The organism is Pseudomonas sp. BCA17 (assembly GCF_004519405.1).
Lineage (GTDB): Bacteria > Pseudomonadota > Gammaproteobacteria > Pseudomonadales > Pseudomonadaceae > Aquipseudomonas.
Genome location: NZ_SGWI01000008.1, coordinates 47495 through 66416, shown reverse-complemented (window position 1 = coordinate 66416; position 18922 = coordinate 47495). Strand labels below are relative to the sequence as shown.

The following is an 18922-nucleotide window of genomic DNA, read 5'->3' as shown; positions in this document are numbered from 1 at the left end:
CAGTTAAGATAATGGGCCCATCAACCCCATCTCGCGAGGCGACACACATGGTCAAGCAAGCGCTCATCCTAATCGATATCCAGAACGACTACTTCCCTCAAGGCAAATGGCCGCTTGATGGCGTGGATGCCGCCGCAGACAAGGCCGCACACGTGCTGCAGGCGTTTCGCCAGAAAGGCGATGCGGTGATTCATGTGCGCCATGAGTTCACCTCCGATGACGCACCGTTCTTCACTCCGGGCTCTGAAGGTGCCCACCTGCATACCAAAGTGTTGAACGAGGGCAGCGAGCCCGTGGTACTCAAACATTTTGTGAATGCATTTCGCGGGACCCACCTGCGCACCCTGCTGGAGCAGCGCAGTATCACCGATCTGGTGGTGGTCGGCAGCATGAGCCATATGTGCATCGACGGCGTGGTGCGGGCGGCGGCGGACCTGGGGTACAAGGTCACGGTGATTCATGATGCGTGTGCGACGCGGGACCTGGAGTTCAATGGCCAGGTGATTCCAGCGGCGCAGGTGCATGGGGCCTATATGGCTTCACTGGCATTTGGTTATGCAAGCGTGCTGTCGGCGGATGAGTACTTGGAGGCGCAAGCGGCGGCGGCCTGACCGCCACTTGGCGTTGCCACGTCAGCGGGTCGCGATAATGAACAGGCGCGGGAATGGCAGCAGTACGGTGCCATCGCCCAGGGCTGGGTAAGCCTGAGTGATCCGCGTCTTGTATTGCTGTAGGAAGTCAGCCCTTTCACCCTCAGTCAAAGGTGCGAGGAAGGGCCTCAGGGCTGAAGCCTTGAACCATTCCACCACTGCGGCGTGATCCGCCAACGGATGCTGGTAGGTGGTGCGCCACACATCGACGGTGCTGCAGTGTTTGCTCAGCAGCTCGTAGTAGTAGCTCGCGGTATGGCGCTCATTGTGTTTGACCGTGCCGATCCGCGACGCCCACGGGCCATCGGCAGCGACCTCGCGAGCAAGCCGGTGAGCGGGTTCGTCGAGGTTATCCGGTGTCTGCACCGCCAACGTGCCGCCGGGCGCCAGTTGATGAATCAAATGCGGGTAAAGCGTGGCGTGGTCCGGCAGCCACTGCAGGGATGCGTTAGCCAAAATCACATCAAAGGTTTGCGCAGGTTTCCAATCGCCGATATCCGACCGCTCGAAGTTCAGCGTTGGTAGCCGATTACGCGCATCGGCCAGCATGTCATCGGAGCTGTCCATGCCGGTCACGTGGGCATGCGGAAAGCGCTCGGCCAGGACCTCAGTAGAGTTGCCGGGGCCGCAGCCCAGGTCGATGGCATTGCGCACTTCAGTATTGGGAATAGCCGCAACTAGGTCACGCACCGGACGTGTACGCTGCTGTTCGAACATCGTGTACTGCTTGGCTGACCAGGTCATCGCGGCTTTCCTTCTTCTTGAGGTTGGCTACAGCCTAATTCTTGTGAGCCATGAGAACAAATGCCAGGATTGACGCCCTCCCATACCTGAAAAGTATCCCAATGTTGGAACTGCGCCAGCTTAAAGCCTTTGTCGCCATCGCCGAAGAAGGCTATATCACCCGAGCCGCCGAACGCCTGGGCATGCAGCAACCACCCTTGACGCGGATGTTGCAAAGCCTTGAGGCCGAACTGGGTGTGAGCCTGATGGAACGCCTGCCACGTGGTGTGCGCCCCACCACTGCTGGCCTGGCCTTGTTGGACGAGGCACGGGAAATACTGGCCCAGGCTGAGGGGTTGGCCGATGTGGTGCAGCGTGCCGCGCGCGGTGAACGTGGCCGCCTGGCCATTGGTTTCACCAGCTCTGCTGCCCTGCATCCATTTGTACCCAGCGTATTGCGGCTGTTTCGCGAAACCTTTGTCGGCGTTTCAGTCGTGCTGGAGGAAGCCGGCACCGGCGAACTACTGGATGCATTGGTGCACGAGAAACTCGATGCGGCGTTTATCCGTTCGCCGCTCAGCGGGGCGCCGTCGCTGCAGGACGAACCGATTCTGGTGGAGCCCATGCTGCTGGCGCTGCCGACGGACCACCCCTTGGCAATCGACTCCGCATCGCCCCTGCCATTGGCGGCCTTGGCGACCGAGTCCTTTGTGCTTTATCGCCGTCGCGTGGGGTTGGGGCTATATGACGCGATCCTGGTGGCTTGTCGTGAGGCTGGCTTCAGCCCACAGGTGGTCCAGGAAGCGCCGCGCATGACCGCAACATTGAGCCTGGTGGCGGCGGGGCTTGGGGTGTCGATTGTGCCGGCGTCGATGCAGCGGTTGCGGGGCGACGGCATCGTCTACCGAGAGCTGACAGAGTGCCGGAGCCTAGTCGCGCCGTTGCATCTGGCGACGCGAATCGGTGACGGTTCGGCGGTATTGCGCCGGTTCAAAGAGATGGTGGTGACGGCGGCGTCGATGGATGCGTGATCAGCGGCAATAAAAAACCCCCGAGGGTTTAGCCATCGGGGGTTTTGCTTGTTCCGGGTCTTTAGACCTTAGAACGGTTCTGTATACATGGAGAGCGTAAACAGGTCGCATACCCTTTGAAAATCAAGGAGTTGGACGCACATAACGATCTCCGAACAGAAAAGATGTAAATAAGCCCCCTGCAACGGGGCGGGTTGTTTACATTTTGCTCGTTTCAGCGTCGCCCGTCGCCCGTCGCCCGTAGGCGATACTCCCTATGAGCATTGACACTGACTTGGGATGAACGCGATCCATCACCTGCCGTAGACTCACTGAGCGCCGGCCAAAGGCCATCTACAGCCTTTGTACTGCCGAACACCGCGCTCAACCTACGAGACCAATTGTTCAATGACCGCTCCTCACGCAGCCAGCTACAACATTCCTGCCGACTGGCAGCAATTCGAACGCCTCTGTGAGGCATTGATGTCCACGCTATACGGTAAGCGTTTCGATTCGTACGGCCGCGGTGGCCAAAGACAAGACGGCGTTGATGCTTACTGCCGGCTGGATGATGGTCGCCTGATCGCTATCCAATGCAAAGGACGCAGCGGTAGTTATGGAAAACCCCTAACGCCTAAAGGCTTAGATGATGCTGTGGCGGAAACGGCAACGTTTCCCCACGAAATCGATCTGTTCTTGGTGCTGACCACGGGGCCGCATGACCGGAAATTGATCGACCATGCACTGATAATCACCGAGCAGCGCCAAGCGACGAATCACTGCGCTGTCGAGATATGGGGCTGGCACTCAATCGAAAATCTTATCCGTCAACACAAAGACATCCAAGACGCTTTCTATCCTCACTTCAAGCCAAACGTATCCAGCCGGCACTGGGCGTTTCGTGCTGGACTCGCCGCTGCGCTGATGCTGACAAGCGTCATCGGCGTCCATCAGTACTTTTCCTATGAGAACAAAGTAACTCAGCAACGCGACGCCACGAATAAGGGGCTCGACGAATTCATCACACTCAATGAAGAGCTGATTGATATTTATGACCGATGCCTAGGCGCGTTGAATAACAACGTGTTTACCTTTTCGTATGAATTCCAGCAGTTCTGCACGGTACCTGTGGAGAAAAAGCTGAAGGCTATTGAGCTGCACGTGAAACAAGCAGGCGTCAAGATCAACGCCCAGGCGTTCGACCAGCTGAACGAGCTGCTGGGCCTACTGCAAGAAGATTACCGTCAAGGATTAGTCACTGTGATGATGACGCAGACCTTTGAAGACGGAATGATCCGCAGCCACAGAGCCTTATGCCCACCCGCGAATCAGGATGTCTCGACGGAAATACTAAAGGGGTTGCGATCTCCGGCAGAGGAAGCAGAAATTCAGCAGCTCCAATTCTATTTCACGCTTCGAGACTTCATTCTTCCGGGGCTAAGGTCGATGCAGGCAAATGTGTTGGTAGCGGCTCGACAAAACAATAATCAGTCAGTGTCCGAACTTATGCTCATGCAAGCCCGAGAGCTATCCAAGTTACTGAGTCAGAGGCATAACTATGAACTGGTGAAGCCGGAAAGCCCGTTTTCACTCTCAGCAGTCAAATCCATGAGCGCTCGATCAATAACCATCTCTGGAGATGTAGGGGATTATGTCGAAGACGCCCGTTACTCAGATATCCTTCTCAAGAGTATTTCAGCCTCATATTACGGCAGACCCAAAGAAGCGCAGGAAATGATTGCCTGCGGCGTCTTCAATACAAGTGCCAAAGAGCAGTTGGAGCAACATGAGAACGACATCAGGAACGCCGCCAATACGAGCCATTAAGATGACGTTTCATACCAGAGCACCTATTAAAACCTTGAAACAGCATGGTAGCAGCTGCAACACGACACCGTATCCGCACCACTAGCCCATCTCACCATAAAGCCCTCTCCCCCTATATGGCTCCATTACGCCCTTCAGGGGGCGGGATACAGAGTCCCCGAGCAATGGCAAGCAGCCCGCTGAGAGGCCGACTTCGTCGGCTCCGTCAACGATTGGTGATCACCATGAAGCGCTTATCTTTGGAGCACTCACTCTCTGCTCGCAACCCACGAAGTGAGGTTATCGCCATTGATACGTCGGGCGGGGCTCTCCCGCAGCACCAATCTGCCCGCGGCGGTATCTACCATCCACCGAATGGCTGAGCTCGTCGAGCGCTCACATCCATTCGAAAGCTTTAGGCCGTAGCTGCGCGAGATTTGACCTGACGCCGTCCTCGCCGTCATGAAGACCAAGCTTCTCTTCCTGATCTAAAACCAAAGCGGGGATTGGCACGCACGCCCATAATGATATCATCGCAACATCAGGCAGCCACCGAAGGGATTCCACGTTGAGCGAATTAACTGAGCCAAATAGCGCAATTTCCTCATGGAGTGGGTTTGTATATCAGGGAAAGGTCGCACTTTATCATTCTTTAAAATTGATAATTGAGGGCGAGGGAGACTTCGAGCTGCAATTAGACAGCACTGATGACTTTGCAATATATAAAGACGGAAAACTTCTTAGCGCCCATCAAGTTAAAGCCAAGGTTGGGTCAACCAGAGGTAGCTACACCAAGGCACTAAAAAAATCCGCAGAGATTGATGAACATAGAAAAGCCGGAACCAATCGGTACTTCCACTTATCCGTAAGAATAGACGATACGTCGGACTACAAACCAGGAAACGGTGAAATAGTAAGATTTTATGAGTATAACGGCCAAAGGCACTGCGGACTCAGTGAAATAGAAGAATTTACAAAACAGCTAATAAAAACCATATTTAATGACACCAAGGGCTTTCCACCGAGCGAACGTCTCACCGACCAGAATTACAGCCTAGTTTCGGAAAGTATCAGTAGTAAGGCTATAGAAATCCATAAAATAAATCAGATCGATGGGATTTCTGAGAACAAGGCGGCTTTCGAGAACCGCATACACGCTTCCAAACTTCTAGCTGCCCTTTTATCCGAAGGGCTTCAAAATGATGTCGAATATTTTGCAACAGAGTTAAGAAAGAACCTCTTCGACTACCTCGAAAAAACACTTGATGACCTGCTACCAGAAATAAATGATAAGCAGTATCTTCGAGCTCAAGATCTATTCTCACACCTGCACAACTTAAACTCAGAAGACCTCCAACGCCTCTGCCAGGTCATGAAGCCTTCCGAAAACTTTTCAAAGATACAACACGAAGACATCGGAAGATATTCTGAGTTAATTCAGGGCTTTTGTATCGCCCCCATTCTCCAGCGTCTGCCGCACTATATGGACTCTGACTCAAATTTCTATCTACCGACAGCGCTAACATTGTTAAGCGATCGCGAATGCCGCGCATGCGTAGATAGGATCAGGGAGGAGATGAAAAACAACAGAAGGCTTCAACCCCTCCTTTTTGAATACCGCAACTTGATTGCCTTTTCCGCTCTCAATTCATTCTGCGTCGAGACAAAGATTACAGAGAATGATGGCTCAGATCCAAAATACGAATCGAAAGACCAAGACAACAAGATCACTCGCGAACTAAGCATCAATGTGATAACAAAACTGGAGGCAGAAGGAAAGCTAAATGCTTAAAGGAATAATCAGCAGTGCATTAATGGAACAAGAGTTCTCTTTAGTTCATAAGTCGGAGCACTCTTCTTATTTTCTTCGCCTGCATGGGGAAGCAGCCCGCTTCGCGATTGTACATGAAATGACAGAACTGCAGCCTCCAGAATCACTAAACGAAGCAGCCTCTCTTGGCGCCCCTAAAGAGTTCATCGAGCACCCCGCTTTCAAGAAAAACTGCGACTTAATTTGCCTACTACGACTAGAGAAACTCTCAGAATTTAAAGAACTAGAAAATAGAATTTTTGCAATTGAAGAAGACGCGTACCACTACAAAAAGTACGTCCTTTACTATACCAAAGAGGAGGAGGATTGCTTAACTGGATTTGAGTTCGCCGACCTCCTACGCACCATATCAGACAAGAGCCAATTTGACTCTTACAAGAATTCTCCTCTTTCCTCATCCACTTACAGTATTGCCGCAAAAATATTCATAAAGATCCCATTCCTCATACTGAGCCATGAAAAGCGCGAACTCGTTCCATTAAAGCTTCAGGCAGAAGCTGCAGTAGCAGAATCAGACCTAACAGAGCTTTATAAAAAAGTGCAAGATCTACACGATACTGATGACATTGCCACAGACGACCTAATCAAGGAATTGATTAAAAATGAACTGGAAAATATCCCGGATTGAGATTGCCAGCTTTAAGGCATTCAAAAATATATCTCTGAATTTAGAGTCCGCTTCACTCTTAACTTTAGACGGCCCAAACGGCTTCGGGAAGACCAGTATTTTTGATGCTATCGAACTGCTCCTGACAGGAAAAATAGCGAGAATTGAGCGCCTTTTCGATAAAGTAATGATTGGAACGAAGAAGAAGTATGAGGACAACTTATTCTGGAATGTTCGATCCCAAGGCAACGATCTCCACATAAAAATTGAGTTCAAGTCAAACGATGAAAAAATAATTCTCGCTAGACATGCACCAAGCGAAAGCCTCTGGCCAAAAGACAAAAATAAGGCGAACGATTTCTCGCTATTCAAACTCTATAAGTTAGACAGCTTTGAATCATCCGACTTTACTGATGGAAACCTGAAAAACGATGATTTAATAGCCGAGCTTTTTGGACAAAACTTCCAAGAAAATTACTCCTTTCTGAACTACCTAGAGCAAGGCCAGAATGAGTATCTTTTTTCGACCAGCCTAAATAACCGAAAGAAGGCGCTTGAAAGCCTAATCCAATCAGGCGCTATAGTTGCAGAAATTAGCAAGTGCAAGCGCCTGGAAAAGAAATTAACTCAGAGGCTCAGCAAAGAGCGCCAGGAAGAAGAGTCTCGACTTGATAGAGAAGGCCAAGCACTCCGCGCAATGCTAGAGAACGGGCTGGAAGGTGCCGCATACGAGAAGCTTAGCACTGCCGACATTCAACCGAGCTGGGACAAGGAAGTATTATTTTCTGGATACTCAAAAGAAATTCACGACAATTATGTCACAGAGATACGCAACATAATCGATTTACTGCCTTTAAAGCAAGCTATCAAAATTAGAATATCCAATGAAAAAATCGAGAACTACATCTCCAAAAACAACAATCTATTACGAGCTCTAATCCAGGTTGGCAAAACCACAGGAGAGCTCACCGCGCTATCCGTAACAAAATCCAATATCGACTCTTTATCATTATCTCTGTCGACTCTGGAAAAGGGTGCAGCGAGCATTGGGTTTGATGAAATTCGTACAACTCCTGGCTGGCAACCTGACGAGGTTCCCGACCTTGAAGAGCAGATTAAAAGTCGCGACCTATTAAACTCTTCCTCAGCAGCGAACGCAGCAGCTATTGCCGAAATTAGCAGGCTAAAACACGAACTCCTCGAAAAGCATTTCAAAATTTATCCTAATGACAATACCTGCCCACTGTGTTCGCAGGATTGGAAGACGCACGAAGAGCTACTCTCTGCAATAGAGAAAAGAGCCCAAAAGCTATCTGAGAGCCTAAGCGAGGACGGTAAAAAACTTGTACAGGTAATCGAATCGATAGCAAAGGCTTTATTAGTTTTGACTGCGCGTGTAACTAGCGATCTAAAATTCGAAAGATCGAACTATGATCCAGATCTTCACCAGGTGCTTCGTCGGCATAAAGAGATAATTCAACGAATACAAGATCTCGGCGACCAGCTTACCAAAAGAGGGATCCTCTACCCAGACACGTACACGATAGATCCTGAGGAAGAGGAGAAGCGGTTAGCGGATTTGATTGCTTTATTTCGCGCTCAAAAGCAAGAAGAAATTGCAGACGTTCCAGATCAGTGGAGTTCTGTAATATCCACCGCTTTCAAGGACGAGGCAGACTTCTATGTATTAGAGCGCGACGCGCTAGAGACAAAACTAAAGTACATTTCACTTAAAGCAAACGAAGCAAAGAGTGCAACACTGATAGGCATCACTCAAAGACTGGATACTATCCGAAAGGAAAATACAGCGACAAGCAGAATCAAGGAGCGAGTTGCATCCTTGCGCGGAACCTTGGAACGAGTAGAAAAGGCTTACTCCGACCACACAATATCTGAAATAGAACTGGTATTCCACGTATACAGCGGAAGACTAATTCAGAACTATCAGCGCGGACTTGGGCTATTCATTGAAAGCAAAGACGGCAATCAACTTAGGTTTGCGACTGCTGAATCTTCAGATCACGATGCGATGTTATCTATGAGCTCTGGCCAGATATCGGCATTGAGTCTCGCCTTCTTCCTCTCGTTGAATAGAGTCTACTCAGGCGTCCCCATAATTATGATCGACGACCCGTCCCAATCCCTGGACGAGGTAAACATTGCATCTTTGACAGATCTTCTACGTTGCGAACTCAAGGATAGACAATTAATTGTCTCCTCTCACGAGGATGACATCTCCTCGTATATGAGATATCGATTCACAAGGGCAGGCTTACTTCCTCTTACATTTAACATGCAAGCTCTCGCTAGAGATGCAGGGTAAGACAATATTTGCCTGGGGAGTGATGGTGTCCCAGGCAGTTCCTATTCACGACCTGCCCAGATGGATTTAATATTTACCATCCCGACCATAGCGCTCGCCTCTAAGCGCATGGTCAGCCTCAGAAGGTATGATGTCAGAGGTTTTCAATGACCTGGAGACAGGAGTGGTGAATTGCCCCTGATTTCCTAGACGCTTTTGACTGGCTGCTTTGGCCGATAGCATTCGTTAGTGAGCAGCAGCTTACGGCCAGTAGGAGACATTCGTTGCTTTTAAAAGCGAGAGGTCCGGAAAGTTGTCGTTCTGCAACCGACACCTTTATTCTTCGGAACCTAGCCAAGAAGTGAAGCAAAGCGTTCACCTGACAAGGCTACGCCCCCCTAACTCCCATTGGCTGCAACACTTGTGGAACCGTCACTCCAGCATGAACACAGCAGATAAAACGCACGCGAAGGCTCTGCAGGACGCCCTTCTAGCTCTCGATCCTTCAGGCCCAGAAGGATTTGAAGGGTTACTCGGAGTCGTACTGGGTGAAATCACCGGACAATCCTTCCGTCTTGCAAAGTCAGGTACTCAGCGAGGACGAGACGGCGATTCAGCGTTCGATGGAGGGGCCACATATTTCGAGGGTAAACGTTACAAAGAAGGCCTTTCGAAGAACGATATTTCGACAAAGCTTTTCGACGTTGCGAACGACGACACTGGCGTAGTGGATCTCTGGATACTCGGAGCAACATGCGAGGTGGCATCCCAAACAGTCGAAGACGGGCGAAAGTTTTCGGCCAAGAACGGCTTCGGCTTCACAGTATTGGACTGGTCAAATAACGATCTCGGGGCGCTGCTCGTCGCCACTGTTGCGGCAGGTTCAAAATCCAAAGCAATTATCAAACAAGGACTCACCGGAAAGCCTGGATCGGGCCTTATCGCACCCGCTATCAAAGCAATCGACCACTTTGAAAAACACGGAGATTATCCCTCAAGGCTGAGCGCGCTCAGAAAATCACTCGCCACAGACGTTGGGTTGGGCCACGCCAAGACGCTCAACCAAGAATGGCTGTGCCGGTTGTTCACAGACAAATTGCAGGCGCGCGCCGAGCTCGGCCAACCACTCTCCCCATTTGATCCGTCCGGCCCATCGGCACTCGACCGACCTGAGCGTGCGCTTCTTACAACGGCATTCTCTGGAGCTCCAGAAAGCGAAATCTACGCAATTGTCGGTGAAGAAGGAGTCGGAAAATCCTGGCTGGCTGTCCAGAGCTGGAATCTGTCCAATCCCAAATCACTTCTCGTCCTGTGTCCTGCCGACGATTTGACCGGAGATGATGCAGAAGACTTCGATGACTTCCTAATTCGCAAACTCATCTATCAGACAGGTCAAAATGTTACGCCGCAAGTGATCGAGCGCTGGCGGCGCCGCTTCGAAGCTTGGCGCGCGAACATTCCGGCAAGCTCCGTCCGTGTAGCCCTCATAGCGGACGGGCTCAACCAACCGCTCAAGTCAAACTGGGGGCGTTGGCTCGATCGCGCCGCGCTACGCTTGAAGGAACTGGGCGGCTGCCTGGTGATTACCACCCGTACGCAGCACTGGGTGCATCTCAAAAAAACGCTATTTTGTGCATTGAGGACGGTCCCGCTGGCCGAGTGGTCCATCAATGACGTGAAACAGATATTGGGCAGTCGCGGCATCGACTTCTCCAACACCAGGATTGAGGTTCTCGAATCCGTTCGGAACCCTCGACTTCTTGGTATCGCTATTGATCTGATAGAAGCCAAGGCTATCGAGCTTTTGGATGAGCTAAGCGTCGGGCGGCTGCTCTTTGAGCACATGCGCAGAATGGAACAGCACGGGGCGGCTACAGTTTCGGCGCCCGCATTCGCCGACCTTTTGAAAGACCTCGCAGCTAAGGTATTGGCTCGAGCGAATGCACAAAATACAGATGATCTTAGGCTGTTCGATGCCGTCCAAGAAGCCCAACTCGAAGCTGTTGCATCGAGCCGGTTCTTCTCCTCGGTGAAAGGACGCGCGTCACAGTATGAGATAAAAATCGATGGTCTTAACCTGGCACTAGCGCTCTACCTCGTCGACCAACTCGAACGCGAGTTGCGCAACGAACGCGACCCTCGAGAAAAGCTAGCGACAATACTGGAACCGATAAGCGCACTTGATGAAACGGCCAAGGTTATCTTGCTCGCAACGCAAATTGCTTGCCTTGAAGATGAAACGAGCCCCGAGATACGTTCCGCGCTGATCGAAAAATTCGTATCACTGCAGAATCTTCCGAACAGCCAGGCCGACGCCTTCGCCGTGCTAGCAAAATCGGCCCCGCTTGCTTTTCTGCAAGCCGCTGAAAATGTATACCTGTCTCAAGAGCACATCGCCAGTAAAGAGTGGCTGCTTTACGCTCTACTCAACCGGCGCGACGAGCCAGGAATTTGGCAGCACATTTTGGAATCTACGAAGCGTTGGCTGTCCTTCTATTCGTTTGCACCAGAACGAGGGATGCACCGGACGTCGGGCCATGGGTCTGTCACTCAGGCTGACGAAGAGCGCAACAGAGTCTTGGCTAACATCCAAGAATGTCAGGCTGCCCTCACTGAAGTCGAGCAATCCTTCATGACTAGGAACCTCATAATCGCTCCGCACCCAAAGTTCGATGGCATAAGTCGCTTCGCTCTCTATCTTCTGGCTGGTATGCCGCTAGAAGAGATCGCAAACTATCTTGTCCGTTGGCGGTTTTCTGCTGCACTCAATTCATCAACGTCTGTGCCCTATGCAGAGTTTGAGCAGGTTCTTCACTACAACCGCGTCGATTGGCAGGAGACTCGATCAGCAATCTTGAAGGGATTGGAAGCGCTGCCGGCGGAACATTCGTCCAGCGTGGGGGCGTGGACACGCGTTGGCATGCTGTACGGCACCGGGGATGTCGACGACGCCAAAGAGGGGGCCCGAATCCGCGGTGAACTCACACGCGACAAAGAACGCTTTGAAGGCTGGTCTATAAAAGAAAATTACAGCACTGTTGATCCCTGCGATCCCGATACCGTTGAACCAGGGAACGTTATCGGGACAGCCCGAAACTATCGGCAGATTGACCCAGAAAAAATTGCCATGAGCAGGGGAATGACTCAAGAGGACCATTTTTTCTGCGGCGCTCGGGCCGGTGTCGCACGCTTCGTACCTGATGACGCTATACACGCGCACCGTGCACTCGCGAGCGGGGTGCTCGGCCGTAGCGGGCATGCGCGACTTCAGGGCGTATTGATGCTTTTACGGCATAGTGCGGCTCTCACAAAAGACCTTGCCCAACGCTTCCTTTCGGCAAGTGTATCTAGCACCGCGTCGTATAAAGACGGGCAAGACGCTCGGGACGAATTCCTTACGGCACAGTTTTCCGCGATCATCGCATTGCCGCATTTCACCGCTGACGAGCAGCTCGACGCGATCGCAAAAATGCAGGGCGAGACCCTCCTACTGGAGCTGCTCTCATGCGTACGCAGTGCCACAGCGGAAAAAGTGGAACAGGTGCTCGAGGGTGTTCTGCGGAGTGAAAATGAGCATGCGCAGACAGCAGTTCTTGCCTCAATACACTATTCTAAAGCGCCGCTCACACCGCGTGCCGTCGTTATTGTCAAAGCCTTCATCCGATCTCCACTCAAAAATCTCCAACGTGAAGCGTTCGCCCTCGCCGCATCGAGCGGCGACACTTCATTACTACAGGAAGTCATAGATAGTGGATGGAGCGCGGAAAAGCCGAACAAGCGCGACAGCAGTTTTGAGGAGTGGCACGGGTCCACAGCGATATTGAAGGCGTTGGAAGCGGGCCTAATAGAGACGGGGTCCGCGCTTGATCGAATGAACGTGTCCCACTACGGGTTCGCCGCCGAAACTCTACCTGCCGGACAGAATGATGCCATCGCCGCTCGCATCGAAGCCGCGCTTGTGAAAGCATTGGACTATGAGGGTGATGTGGAGTTGCCGGAAATTGAGACTGGGGCGCCGACAGTGTCCGACCTCGCGCCTCCCCTGTTTTCGTTAACGGAACGGGCTCCGTCGGAAAACGACTTCACATCCCGGATGAATCGGCTTTCGGAAACGGAAGAGCAGTTCGACGAGCGCCAACGCCGCATGAATGACGCCTATGAACGCTTTGCCGGTGAGCTTACGGCTGTTGAAGCAGACCTAATACTCTCCGACCTCACGTACGGCGGCATCAAATCGATCATCGGACAGGATGCTGATCGTGATCAGCGCTGGCTCCGGATGTTGGTCGCCACCTCCGATCGAAAGCTCCGTCATCTTCACCACGTCGCCCTACAGGTAGCGGTCGCACTCGGCACCAGCGGCAATCCGTTAGCGCCTGACTTCATTACCCGCATTTTGGCATTGGACCCGACCATACGTCGTGTCAGCGGCGCGGCAAAAAGCCCTGTAGAGACCGTTGTCCTTTGGAGCAACACTGCTAGCCCGGCGATGCTGGACATATGCAAAAGGCGCCTACGGACACCGCAAAGCGACAGCGACATCGCGCGCGAGGTCATCGCAGCCCATCTCTGCGGAAAGGTGGCAATTCTACAGACCTACATTGATGAACTTCTTGCCACGGACCGGCCATACGAGACAGCACTTGCGCTCATGATTGCAGGCTTTTGCGACGATAGCGTCCACGCTGAGGCGGTTCTGTCCCGCTTCCACGGCACCGAGGGCTTCATTGGCAAGGCCCACTCAACTGCGAGCGATTCGTATGCAAGGAATCTTTGGGCAAAGACTTGGTATGCAAAAATGCTAAATGCCCAACGGCAGGAGGATTTCTGGAGCGCATCCATTCTGTTTATGAAAACCGTCGATGGCCGTTTTGACATATGGTCCGAAGCCTCGATAGCACCAACAGCCATCTTCACGACGTTTATGCCGACGATAAGCCGAGAGATCACCAACAGAGCAATTAAGGTCCAGAAAAAGCGCCAAGAGAAGCTGTTCGGTGAAAAAGCGCCCCCGTCTGTAATGTTGAGCTTCGAATAATGAAGTGCGAAGACAGAGGCGAAAGCGTGGCCGCTTTCGTCGATAGGTATCGACTTTTCGAGCGGCCGAGATAAGAGCGCAAAGCTGTCGCGGCAAATCTCATCTCTATGTCTACTTCTGGCCGACTTTGTTGAAAAAGTCGGCCATGGTTTCCACGGTAAAAAAGTGCGCTCTTGAGATCAAAATCTTTGCATTGAGCAGAGGATTCGGGGCTCTGATTTCGCGTATCTGCGCACAAAAAAGGCGGTTTCAGCGGTCAGTATCGGCCAGCCTAGAAGAACCGACTATTTTCAACAGAATCGGTCCCTGTTATTGCCTGCAAGAAGCTGTACCCCATTAGGCGTATTCATCTAGACAATCATAATGGCACTGGGCTACCGTTCCAGTCTAAGGGACTTCACGCTTCACCCATTTTCGTAGGGATGCGGACATGATAGACGAGCTTCAAGCAAGTAAATCCTGCTACTTCTACCGCCAAAAGATTCCGATCACAACAGTCGCGATCACGGCCCTGTTCCGGGCAATCAGAGGGACGCAAACGTCTCCCTCGAACAACCTTTTCTCTTTCATTCGGCAGCCCCACGGAACGTCAATCTGGTCTGCTCTGTGCTTTCAATTCGACAAGACACCGGCTTTCCTGCCTGGCACTAAAAATGTGAGCGACCGGTTAACCGGATATTTGCTGATCGTCGAACACCGCGATTATGTCGCCATTTTTAAATCCCAGATCGACGTTCCTTCTGATTTCGCCAAGCGCCATCTGCAGCGCATCGGCGCCCAGGATGTCGACCGTGGACTGACCAGCAAGGACTCAGTATTTGCCCGGGTTCGGCTTAGGCATATGACGTTGTCCCGCTTTGCGTTGCGCAGCAAGACGCTTGAAGGTGAGAACCTCCAGAACAACGTGGGTATGGCATCCTCGGCTCGATTTGCCCCGCTGGGCTACAGCTTCACTGAGGCGGACGAACACTTTTCAACGACGCCGCGAACCGGACGGATCTCCCTTCGCGCGGATCGTGCTGGCTATCTGGAGCTAGTTGATTATGCTTGTGGTATCATCGACCGCCTGCGCCCTAGCCCCGGAAGATCATCCTCCTCCCCTTTCCTGGCAGCTTTCGCGCGACCGCTGGAGCTATCAGATCTAACGGCTAGCCCTACCCAATTTGCGGTTGATACCGCCATTCTCGGACAGGCCATCTTTGATGACAAAATCATCCGCTTGGTCAAGCGTGACGGAGGGGGCTATCGAGAGCTGCCGAAGTCAGAGGTCGATCCGATACTCGCAGAACTGACAGATATCTTGGGGGTCGCCAAAAACGCTGCTGGCAAGCTGGTGGTGTCCCAGGCTGCAACAAGCGTAGAGGTAGGTGAGATCGCGATCAACAAAACGCGAATCGCCTTGAAACGCCTTACGCTGCCTCTGCTCGCCGATGTATACGTCGAGGATACCCAGTTCGCACTCGGGATGGACGATGATCGCGCCCTGCTCAAGCATTTCATCGACAAACAGGACACGTTCATCGTCCTGTTCGACCAGCCGCGTTTTGCCTATCTGGATGGCAGCCTTTACCAGGACGACACCTTGGTCAACGGTGGCACTCAGTTCCTAGGCTACCTTTTCGAAAATGCAGAGCTGGCGACTGTCACGGGTGAGAAAGGTAATTTCACCGCCGCCCATCGTACGTTCGATCCCGACTCTACGTTCGGCGCGGTGCTGTCGACAATCGCCCCCGAAGACGATGTCATGGTCTGCGATGACCTCGGTGATGAATGGGCCGACTTCATTGGTTTTCGAACGGATCCGGCTTCTCCAAGAGTAACCTTCTACCATGCCAAGCATGGCGACTTAACTCTCGGTGCAGGCGCGTTTCACGTTTCTGTCAGCCAGGCTATCAAAAATCTGGGCAATCTCGCGTTGCCCGCTTCGGCCATGGCCAGTAAGTTCGCCCTGTGGAATCGGCTTTATAACAACAATGGGGTTAGGACAGGCATTCGTCGCACATGCCGAGGTACACCCGCTGAGTCCAGACATGCGGTGAGCTTCTGCAGGGGCGCTCCTCACACTTTCAAACGGGTGGCCATCGTGACCTCATCACTGAGCAAGGCTGCAGTTGAGCAAACATTTAAGGACATTGAAGCGGGCCACACCGCCAGTCCCTACTTCGTCCAGCTTTATTGGTTGCTGTCGTCCTTCTTCGCTGCCTGTACCGAGGTCGGAGCTTTTGGGTGCGTGATATGCCAGGAATGAAGGAGTGGGGCCAGAGGCACCGACTCATTGCGTCATCCAGTACCAATCGCTGGCCATGTCCCAGCACACCACTTCGAATTACCTGATTGCACTCCAGCATGCACAGTTGATCAGGCGGCGCCTCAACCTACGGCTTTGGGAGGATCACACTCCAAAGCAATGGTGTCTACATGGAAACCGTGTCTGAACAAGCAAGCGGGCTCCCCATAGGAGCCCCACCGTATCTGACTAGGCACCGAACAGGCTTCAATCAGTGGGCAACGCTCGTCCACAGTGCTTAGCTCCGTATCTGATGTATTTCTGAGCAAGTTGAAATTTGAAAATAAAAACCACTCTCATAAAAATTAATGACACTACTAGAACCCCGGGCGTTATTGAACCCCTTAGCCAAGGCATTTAGAATAAGCCACCACTGCAAAAGGAAATAGGCATGGCATTTGATACTCAAACAAGGACTACTGCAATTCTAAGATGCGGAGGCATATGTCCAAACCCTACTTGCAACATTTACTTGCTAGGCCCGACCCAAGGAGATACTTCGCATGCAAGCATTGTTGAAGGCGCACACATCATATCAGCTAAAGTTAACGGTCCTCGCCACGCTATAATCGAAAACTATGATTCACTAGACAACTGCATACCTCTTTGCAATACCTGTCATTACGAAGTTGACCATAGTCAGAATGCCCTCTACTACACTGCCGTGATGCTTAGGAAGTGGCGTGACGATGCCGAGCGCATTGCCCATCAAAGAAAAGGTACGCCAGTACGGAGTCAGTATTACGACCCCGAAAAAGCGCGGACAATTAAGAGAGAATTCAGCGCTAAGCTTAGCGAGATAATAAATGCTATGTGGAACGATAATTTTCCGAAAACAGACGTGATCACAAGCAAAGGAATTCAAGAGATATCATACGGGAGTAGGGGCTTTAATTCCGGCGGCTGGAGTCACGATTCACCCACACGCTCTCCTGAGGATCGAATTGCTTTCTTACAAGACGATCTTGTCAACGCCATGCGGCTTGTCATGGAAGTTTATCGAAAACGGCAGTGGGGATCATACACTTGGATTGGTATGTATAACGTCGAGAGCTTTAAGGAAAACCCTTACGTAAGCGCTTTCGGAGAGCAAGCAGATACATTATATCGTGCTGAGTTCACAAGCGCTCTAGAAAACTTCAAGAAATTAGCCTATCAATTCATAAAAACCCAATAACTCTCGCACAACTGACAACACTTTCACTACCAGTCCACAAGCACGAACTAATCCGCGATAAAATAAAAAAGGCTACCTTCTTTCGGGATGGTAGCTATATCACTGTACGGCACAACAGCAAGTGTTACACTAGGCTCATCATCAGAGCATCCAGGATCAAGCAATGGCTGCCAATATCTACCAAACAAGTACGAAAGAAATTTATTGAATGGCTCTTGCTTTCCCAGCAGGTTCTGCCGCAAATTCACGCCGCGTACAGCCCCCAGAAATATATATTATTCGTGTTATCACTCTGAAGCTGCTCAACGGTTACGCCATGTACCGTAGAATATCGCACGAGTGCCGCAATACCAGCCGGCAACGCGTACTTCAATCCAAGGGTCGCACCTAAATCGATTACGCCCCCAATGAAGTAGTGGGGATCATATGACTTGCACTGATTTTTGAAGGCTGACTTATCTTCAACCTCAATATCAATATAACCCACCATTTTAGGATGAGCAGGAACACCGATTTTGAGTGGTAGCCGATCCGGGTGCGAAATTGATCCAGCAATGACCTCAGGCATAAGCCGCCTCATTACTACGGCTGTCTCAGGCCAACAACCACCGAGGAGCCAAGGTGCCCGCAATACGTCATCAGTAAGAAGAAGGCGAGCGGCGATTTCCGCTCTTCGTATTTTCGGCGATAAATAGGCAAGATACTCTCGAAAGGCGGACCGTGTCTTTCGGGCCTCGGTATCTAGAGTTTCAACAGATTCAATTTCGGCAATCATTGAAATTGCATGCCGCTCGTCGACGTGATCAACAGCAAGTAAAGCGTCGGGATTATTCTTAAGCTCCCAGCTCACCTCAGAGCAAAATAAGGCGAGCTCCTCGTCAGTGAGCAAAATGTTCAAATCGCGGTCAATCGGCATGCGGAGAGCAGGAAGTGGCGCCGCAGGAGCCCTTTCAGCTGTACTGTAAAACTCAGGGAAATGCTTGCGAGCAACCCATTGATAATCTTCAAGAATACGCAGCAGGTCGTCCCAACCATGATAGGAAACTGAGAACAAATTCGACTGCTTATGTTGCCGTGTAAGCGTTTCAGCGCAACTCACGAGCTTTGCATCGTGAGGTGCGGTAGTCACGACCACTAGATCGCTAATATCAGGCGTGAAGCTCTTTGCTCGTTCCACTTCCGCTTCAATGGTTTTCTGATCTAACGTTCCTACGGCCTTGCATTGCAGACAAATCAGCCGGTCGCCAGTTCTCACTACGACATCTACACCATTTTGCCCCTGTCCATTTCTGCCATACAACGTTGATTTTGAGTCCGGATGCTGAGCCCTCCAGAGGTCCAGGGCAAACTTTTCGAACATCGTGGAGTCCGTGATTGCTGGTAGTCGTTTACCTTTGAAGCTACTCATCCTGGATCATCGCTCGTTCAGCCAAATTAGTTTTTGCTCAGAGGGAGCAGTCCAACATTAGTGGATCAGGAAAGTCGATTAAC

The 18922-nt window shown here is 51.5% G+C and carries 11 protein-coding genes; 9 read left to right on the top strand and 2 right to left on the bottom strand.

The window, feature by feature from the left end; genetic code table 11:
• Positions 1 to 47: 47 nt before the first annotated feature.
• Positions 48 to 611 (top strand): cysteine hydrolase family protein, encoded by a 564-nt coding sequence (locus tag EXW71_RS24790; RefSeq protein WP_134660501.1) that lies wholly within the window; start codon positions 48 to 50, stop codon positions 609 to 611.
• Between the two features lie 21 nt (positions 612 to 632).
• On the opposite strand, the gene tam is transcribed toward EXW71_RS24790, so the two are convergent.
• Positions 633 to 1394 (bottom strand): trans-aconitate 2-methyltransferase, encoded by a 762-nt coding sequence (tam, locus tag EXW71_RS24785; RefSeq protein ID WP_134660500.1) that lies wholly within the window; start codon positions 1392 to 1394, stop codon positions 633 to 635.
• 101 nt (positions 1395 to 1495) lie between these two features.
• Between tam and EXW71_RS24780 the strand changes: the two genes are divergently transcribed.
• The 8 genes from EXW71_RS24780 (at position 1496) to EXW71_RS24745 (ending at position 17431) form a co-directional block, all read left to right on the top strand.
• Positions 1496 to 2404, top strand: coding sequence for a LysR family transcriptional regulator (locus EXW71_RS24780; RefSeq protein ID WP_177421606.1), 909 nt, complete (start codon positions 1496 to 1498; stop codon positions 2402 to 2404).
• Between the two features lie 387 nt (positions 2405 to 2791).
• Positions 2792 to 4210 carry a hypothetical protein gene (locus tag EXW71_RS24775; RefSeq protein ID WP_134660498.1) on the top strand — a complete coding sequence of 473 codons (1419 nt, stop codon included), beginning with the start codon at positions 2792 to 2794 and terminating at the stop codon, positions 4208 to 4210.
• Positions 4211 to 4757: 547 nt separating this feature from the next.
• Positions 4758 to 5981: an ABC-three component system protein gene (locus EXW71_RS24770; protein WP_134660497.1), complete on the top strand. Its 1224-nt coding sequence runs from the start codon at positions 4758 to 4760 to the stop codon at positions 5979 to 5981.
• On the top strand, positions 5974 to 6648 hold the full coding sequence (locus EXW71_RS24765) for an ABC-three component system middle component 1 (RefSeq protein WP_134660496.1): 675 nt from the start codon (positions 5974 to 5976) through the stop codon (positions 6646 to 6648). Before EXW71_RS24770 ends, EXW71_RS24765 begins: the two co-directional genes overlap by 8 nt.
• Entirely contained in the window at positions 6623 to 8950 is a 2328-nt protein-coding gene (locus tag EXW71_RS24760; protein ID WP_134660495.1) for an AAA family ATPase, read from the top strand. The genes EXW71_RS24765 and EXW71_RS24760 overlap by 26 nt, the downstream gene beginning before the upstream one ends.
• 421 nt (positions 8951 to 9371) lie before the next feature.
• On the top strand, positions 9372 to 13967 hold the full coding sequence (locus tag EXW71_RS24755) for a hypothetical protein (protein WP_134660494.1): 4596 nt from the start codon (positions 9372 to 9374) through the stop codon (positions 13965 to 13967).
• 430 nt (positions 13968 to 14397) lie between these two features.
• A complete protein-coding gene (locus EXW71_RS28875) occupies positions 14398 to 16215 on the top strand; it encodes a hypothetical protein (RefSeq protein ID WP_218569378.1) in 1818 nt (605 codons plus the stop codon).
• Between the two features lie 430 nt (positions 16216 to 16645).
• On the top strand, positions 16646 to 17431 hold the full coding sequence (locus tag EXW71_RS24745) for a hypothetical protein (protein ID WP_134660493.1): 786 nt from the start codon (positions 16646 to 16648) through the stop codon (positions 17429 to 17431).
• Positions 17432 to 17675: 244 nt separating this feature from the next.
• On the opposite strand, the gene EXW71_RS24740 is transcribed toward EXW71_RS24745, so the two are convergent.
• Positions 17676 to 18791 carry a hypothetical protein gene (locus tag EXW71_RS24740; RefSeq protein ID WP_134660492.1) on the bottom strand — a complete coding sequence of 372 codons (1116 nt, stop codon included), beginning with the start codon at positions 18789 to 18791 and terminating at the stop codon, positions 17676 to 17678.
• Positions 18792 to 18922: the final 131 nt, after the last annotated feature.

Coding starts and splice junctions, on each gene's coding strand:
- EXW71_RS24775 (WP_134660498.1), top strand. CDS start 2,792: ATGACCGCTCCTCACGCAGCCAGCTACAACATTCCTGCCGACTGGCAG.
- EXW71_RS24755 (WP_134660494.1), top strand. CDS start 9,372: ATGAACACAGCAGATAAAACGCACGCGAAGGCTCTGCAGGACGCCCTT.
- EXW71_RS24790 (WP_134660501.1), top strand. CDS start 48: ATGGTCAAGCAAGCGCTCATCCTAATCGATATCCAGAACGACTACTTC.
- EXW71_RS28875 (WP_218569378.1), top strand. CDS start 14,398: ATGATAGACGAGCTTCAAGCAAGTAAATCCTGCTACTTCTACCGCCAA.
- EXW71_RS24740 (WP_134660492.1), bottom strand. CDS start 18,791: ATGTTCGAAAAGTTTGCCCTGGACCTCTGGAGGGCTCAGCATCCGGAC.
- EXW71_RS24760 (WP_134660495.1), top strand. CDS start 6,623: ATGAACTGGAAAATATCCCGGATTGAGATTGCCAGCTTTAAGGCATTC.
- tam (WP_134660500.1), bottom strand. CDS start 1,394: ATGACCTGGTCAGCCAAGCAGTACACGATGTTCGAACAGCAGCGTACA.
- EXW71_RS24765 (WP_134660496.1), top strand. CDS start 5,974: ATGCTTAAAGGAATAATCAGCAGTGCATTAATGGAACAAGAGTTCTCT.
- EXW71_RS24780 (WP_177421606.1), top strand. CDS start 1,496: ATGTTGGAACTGCGCCAGCTTAAAGCCTTTGTCGCCATCGCCGAAGAA.
- EXW71_RS24745 (WP_134660493.1), top strand. CDS start 16,646: ATGGCATTTGATACTCAAACAAGGACTACTGCAATTCTAAGATGCGGA.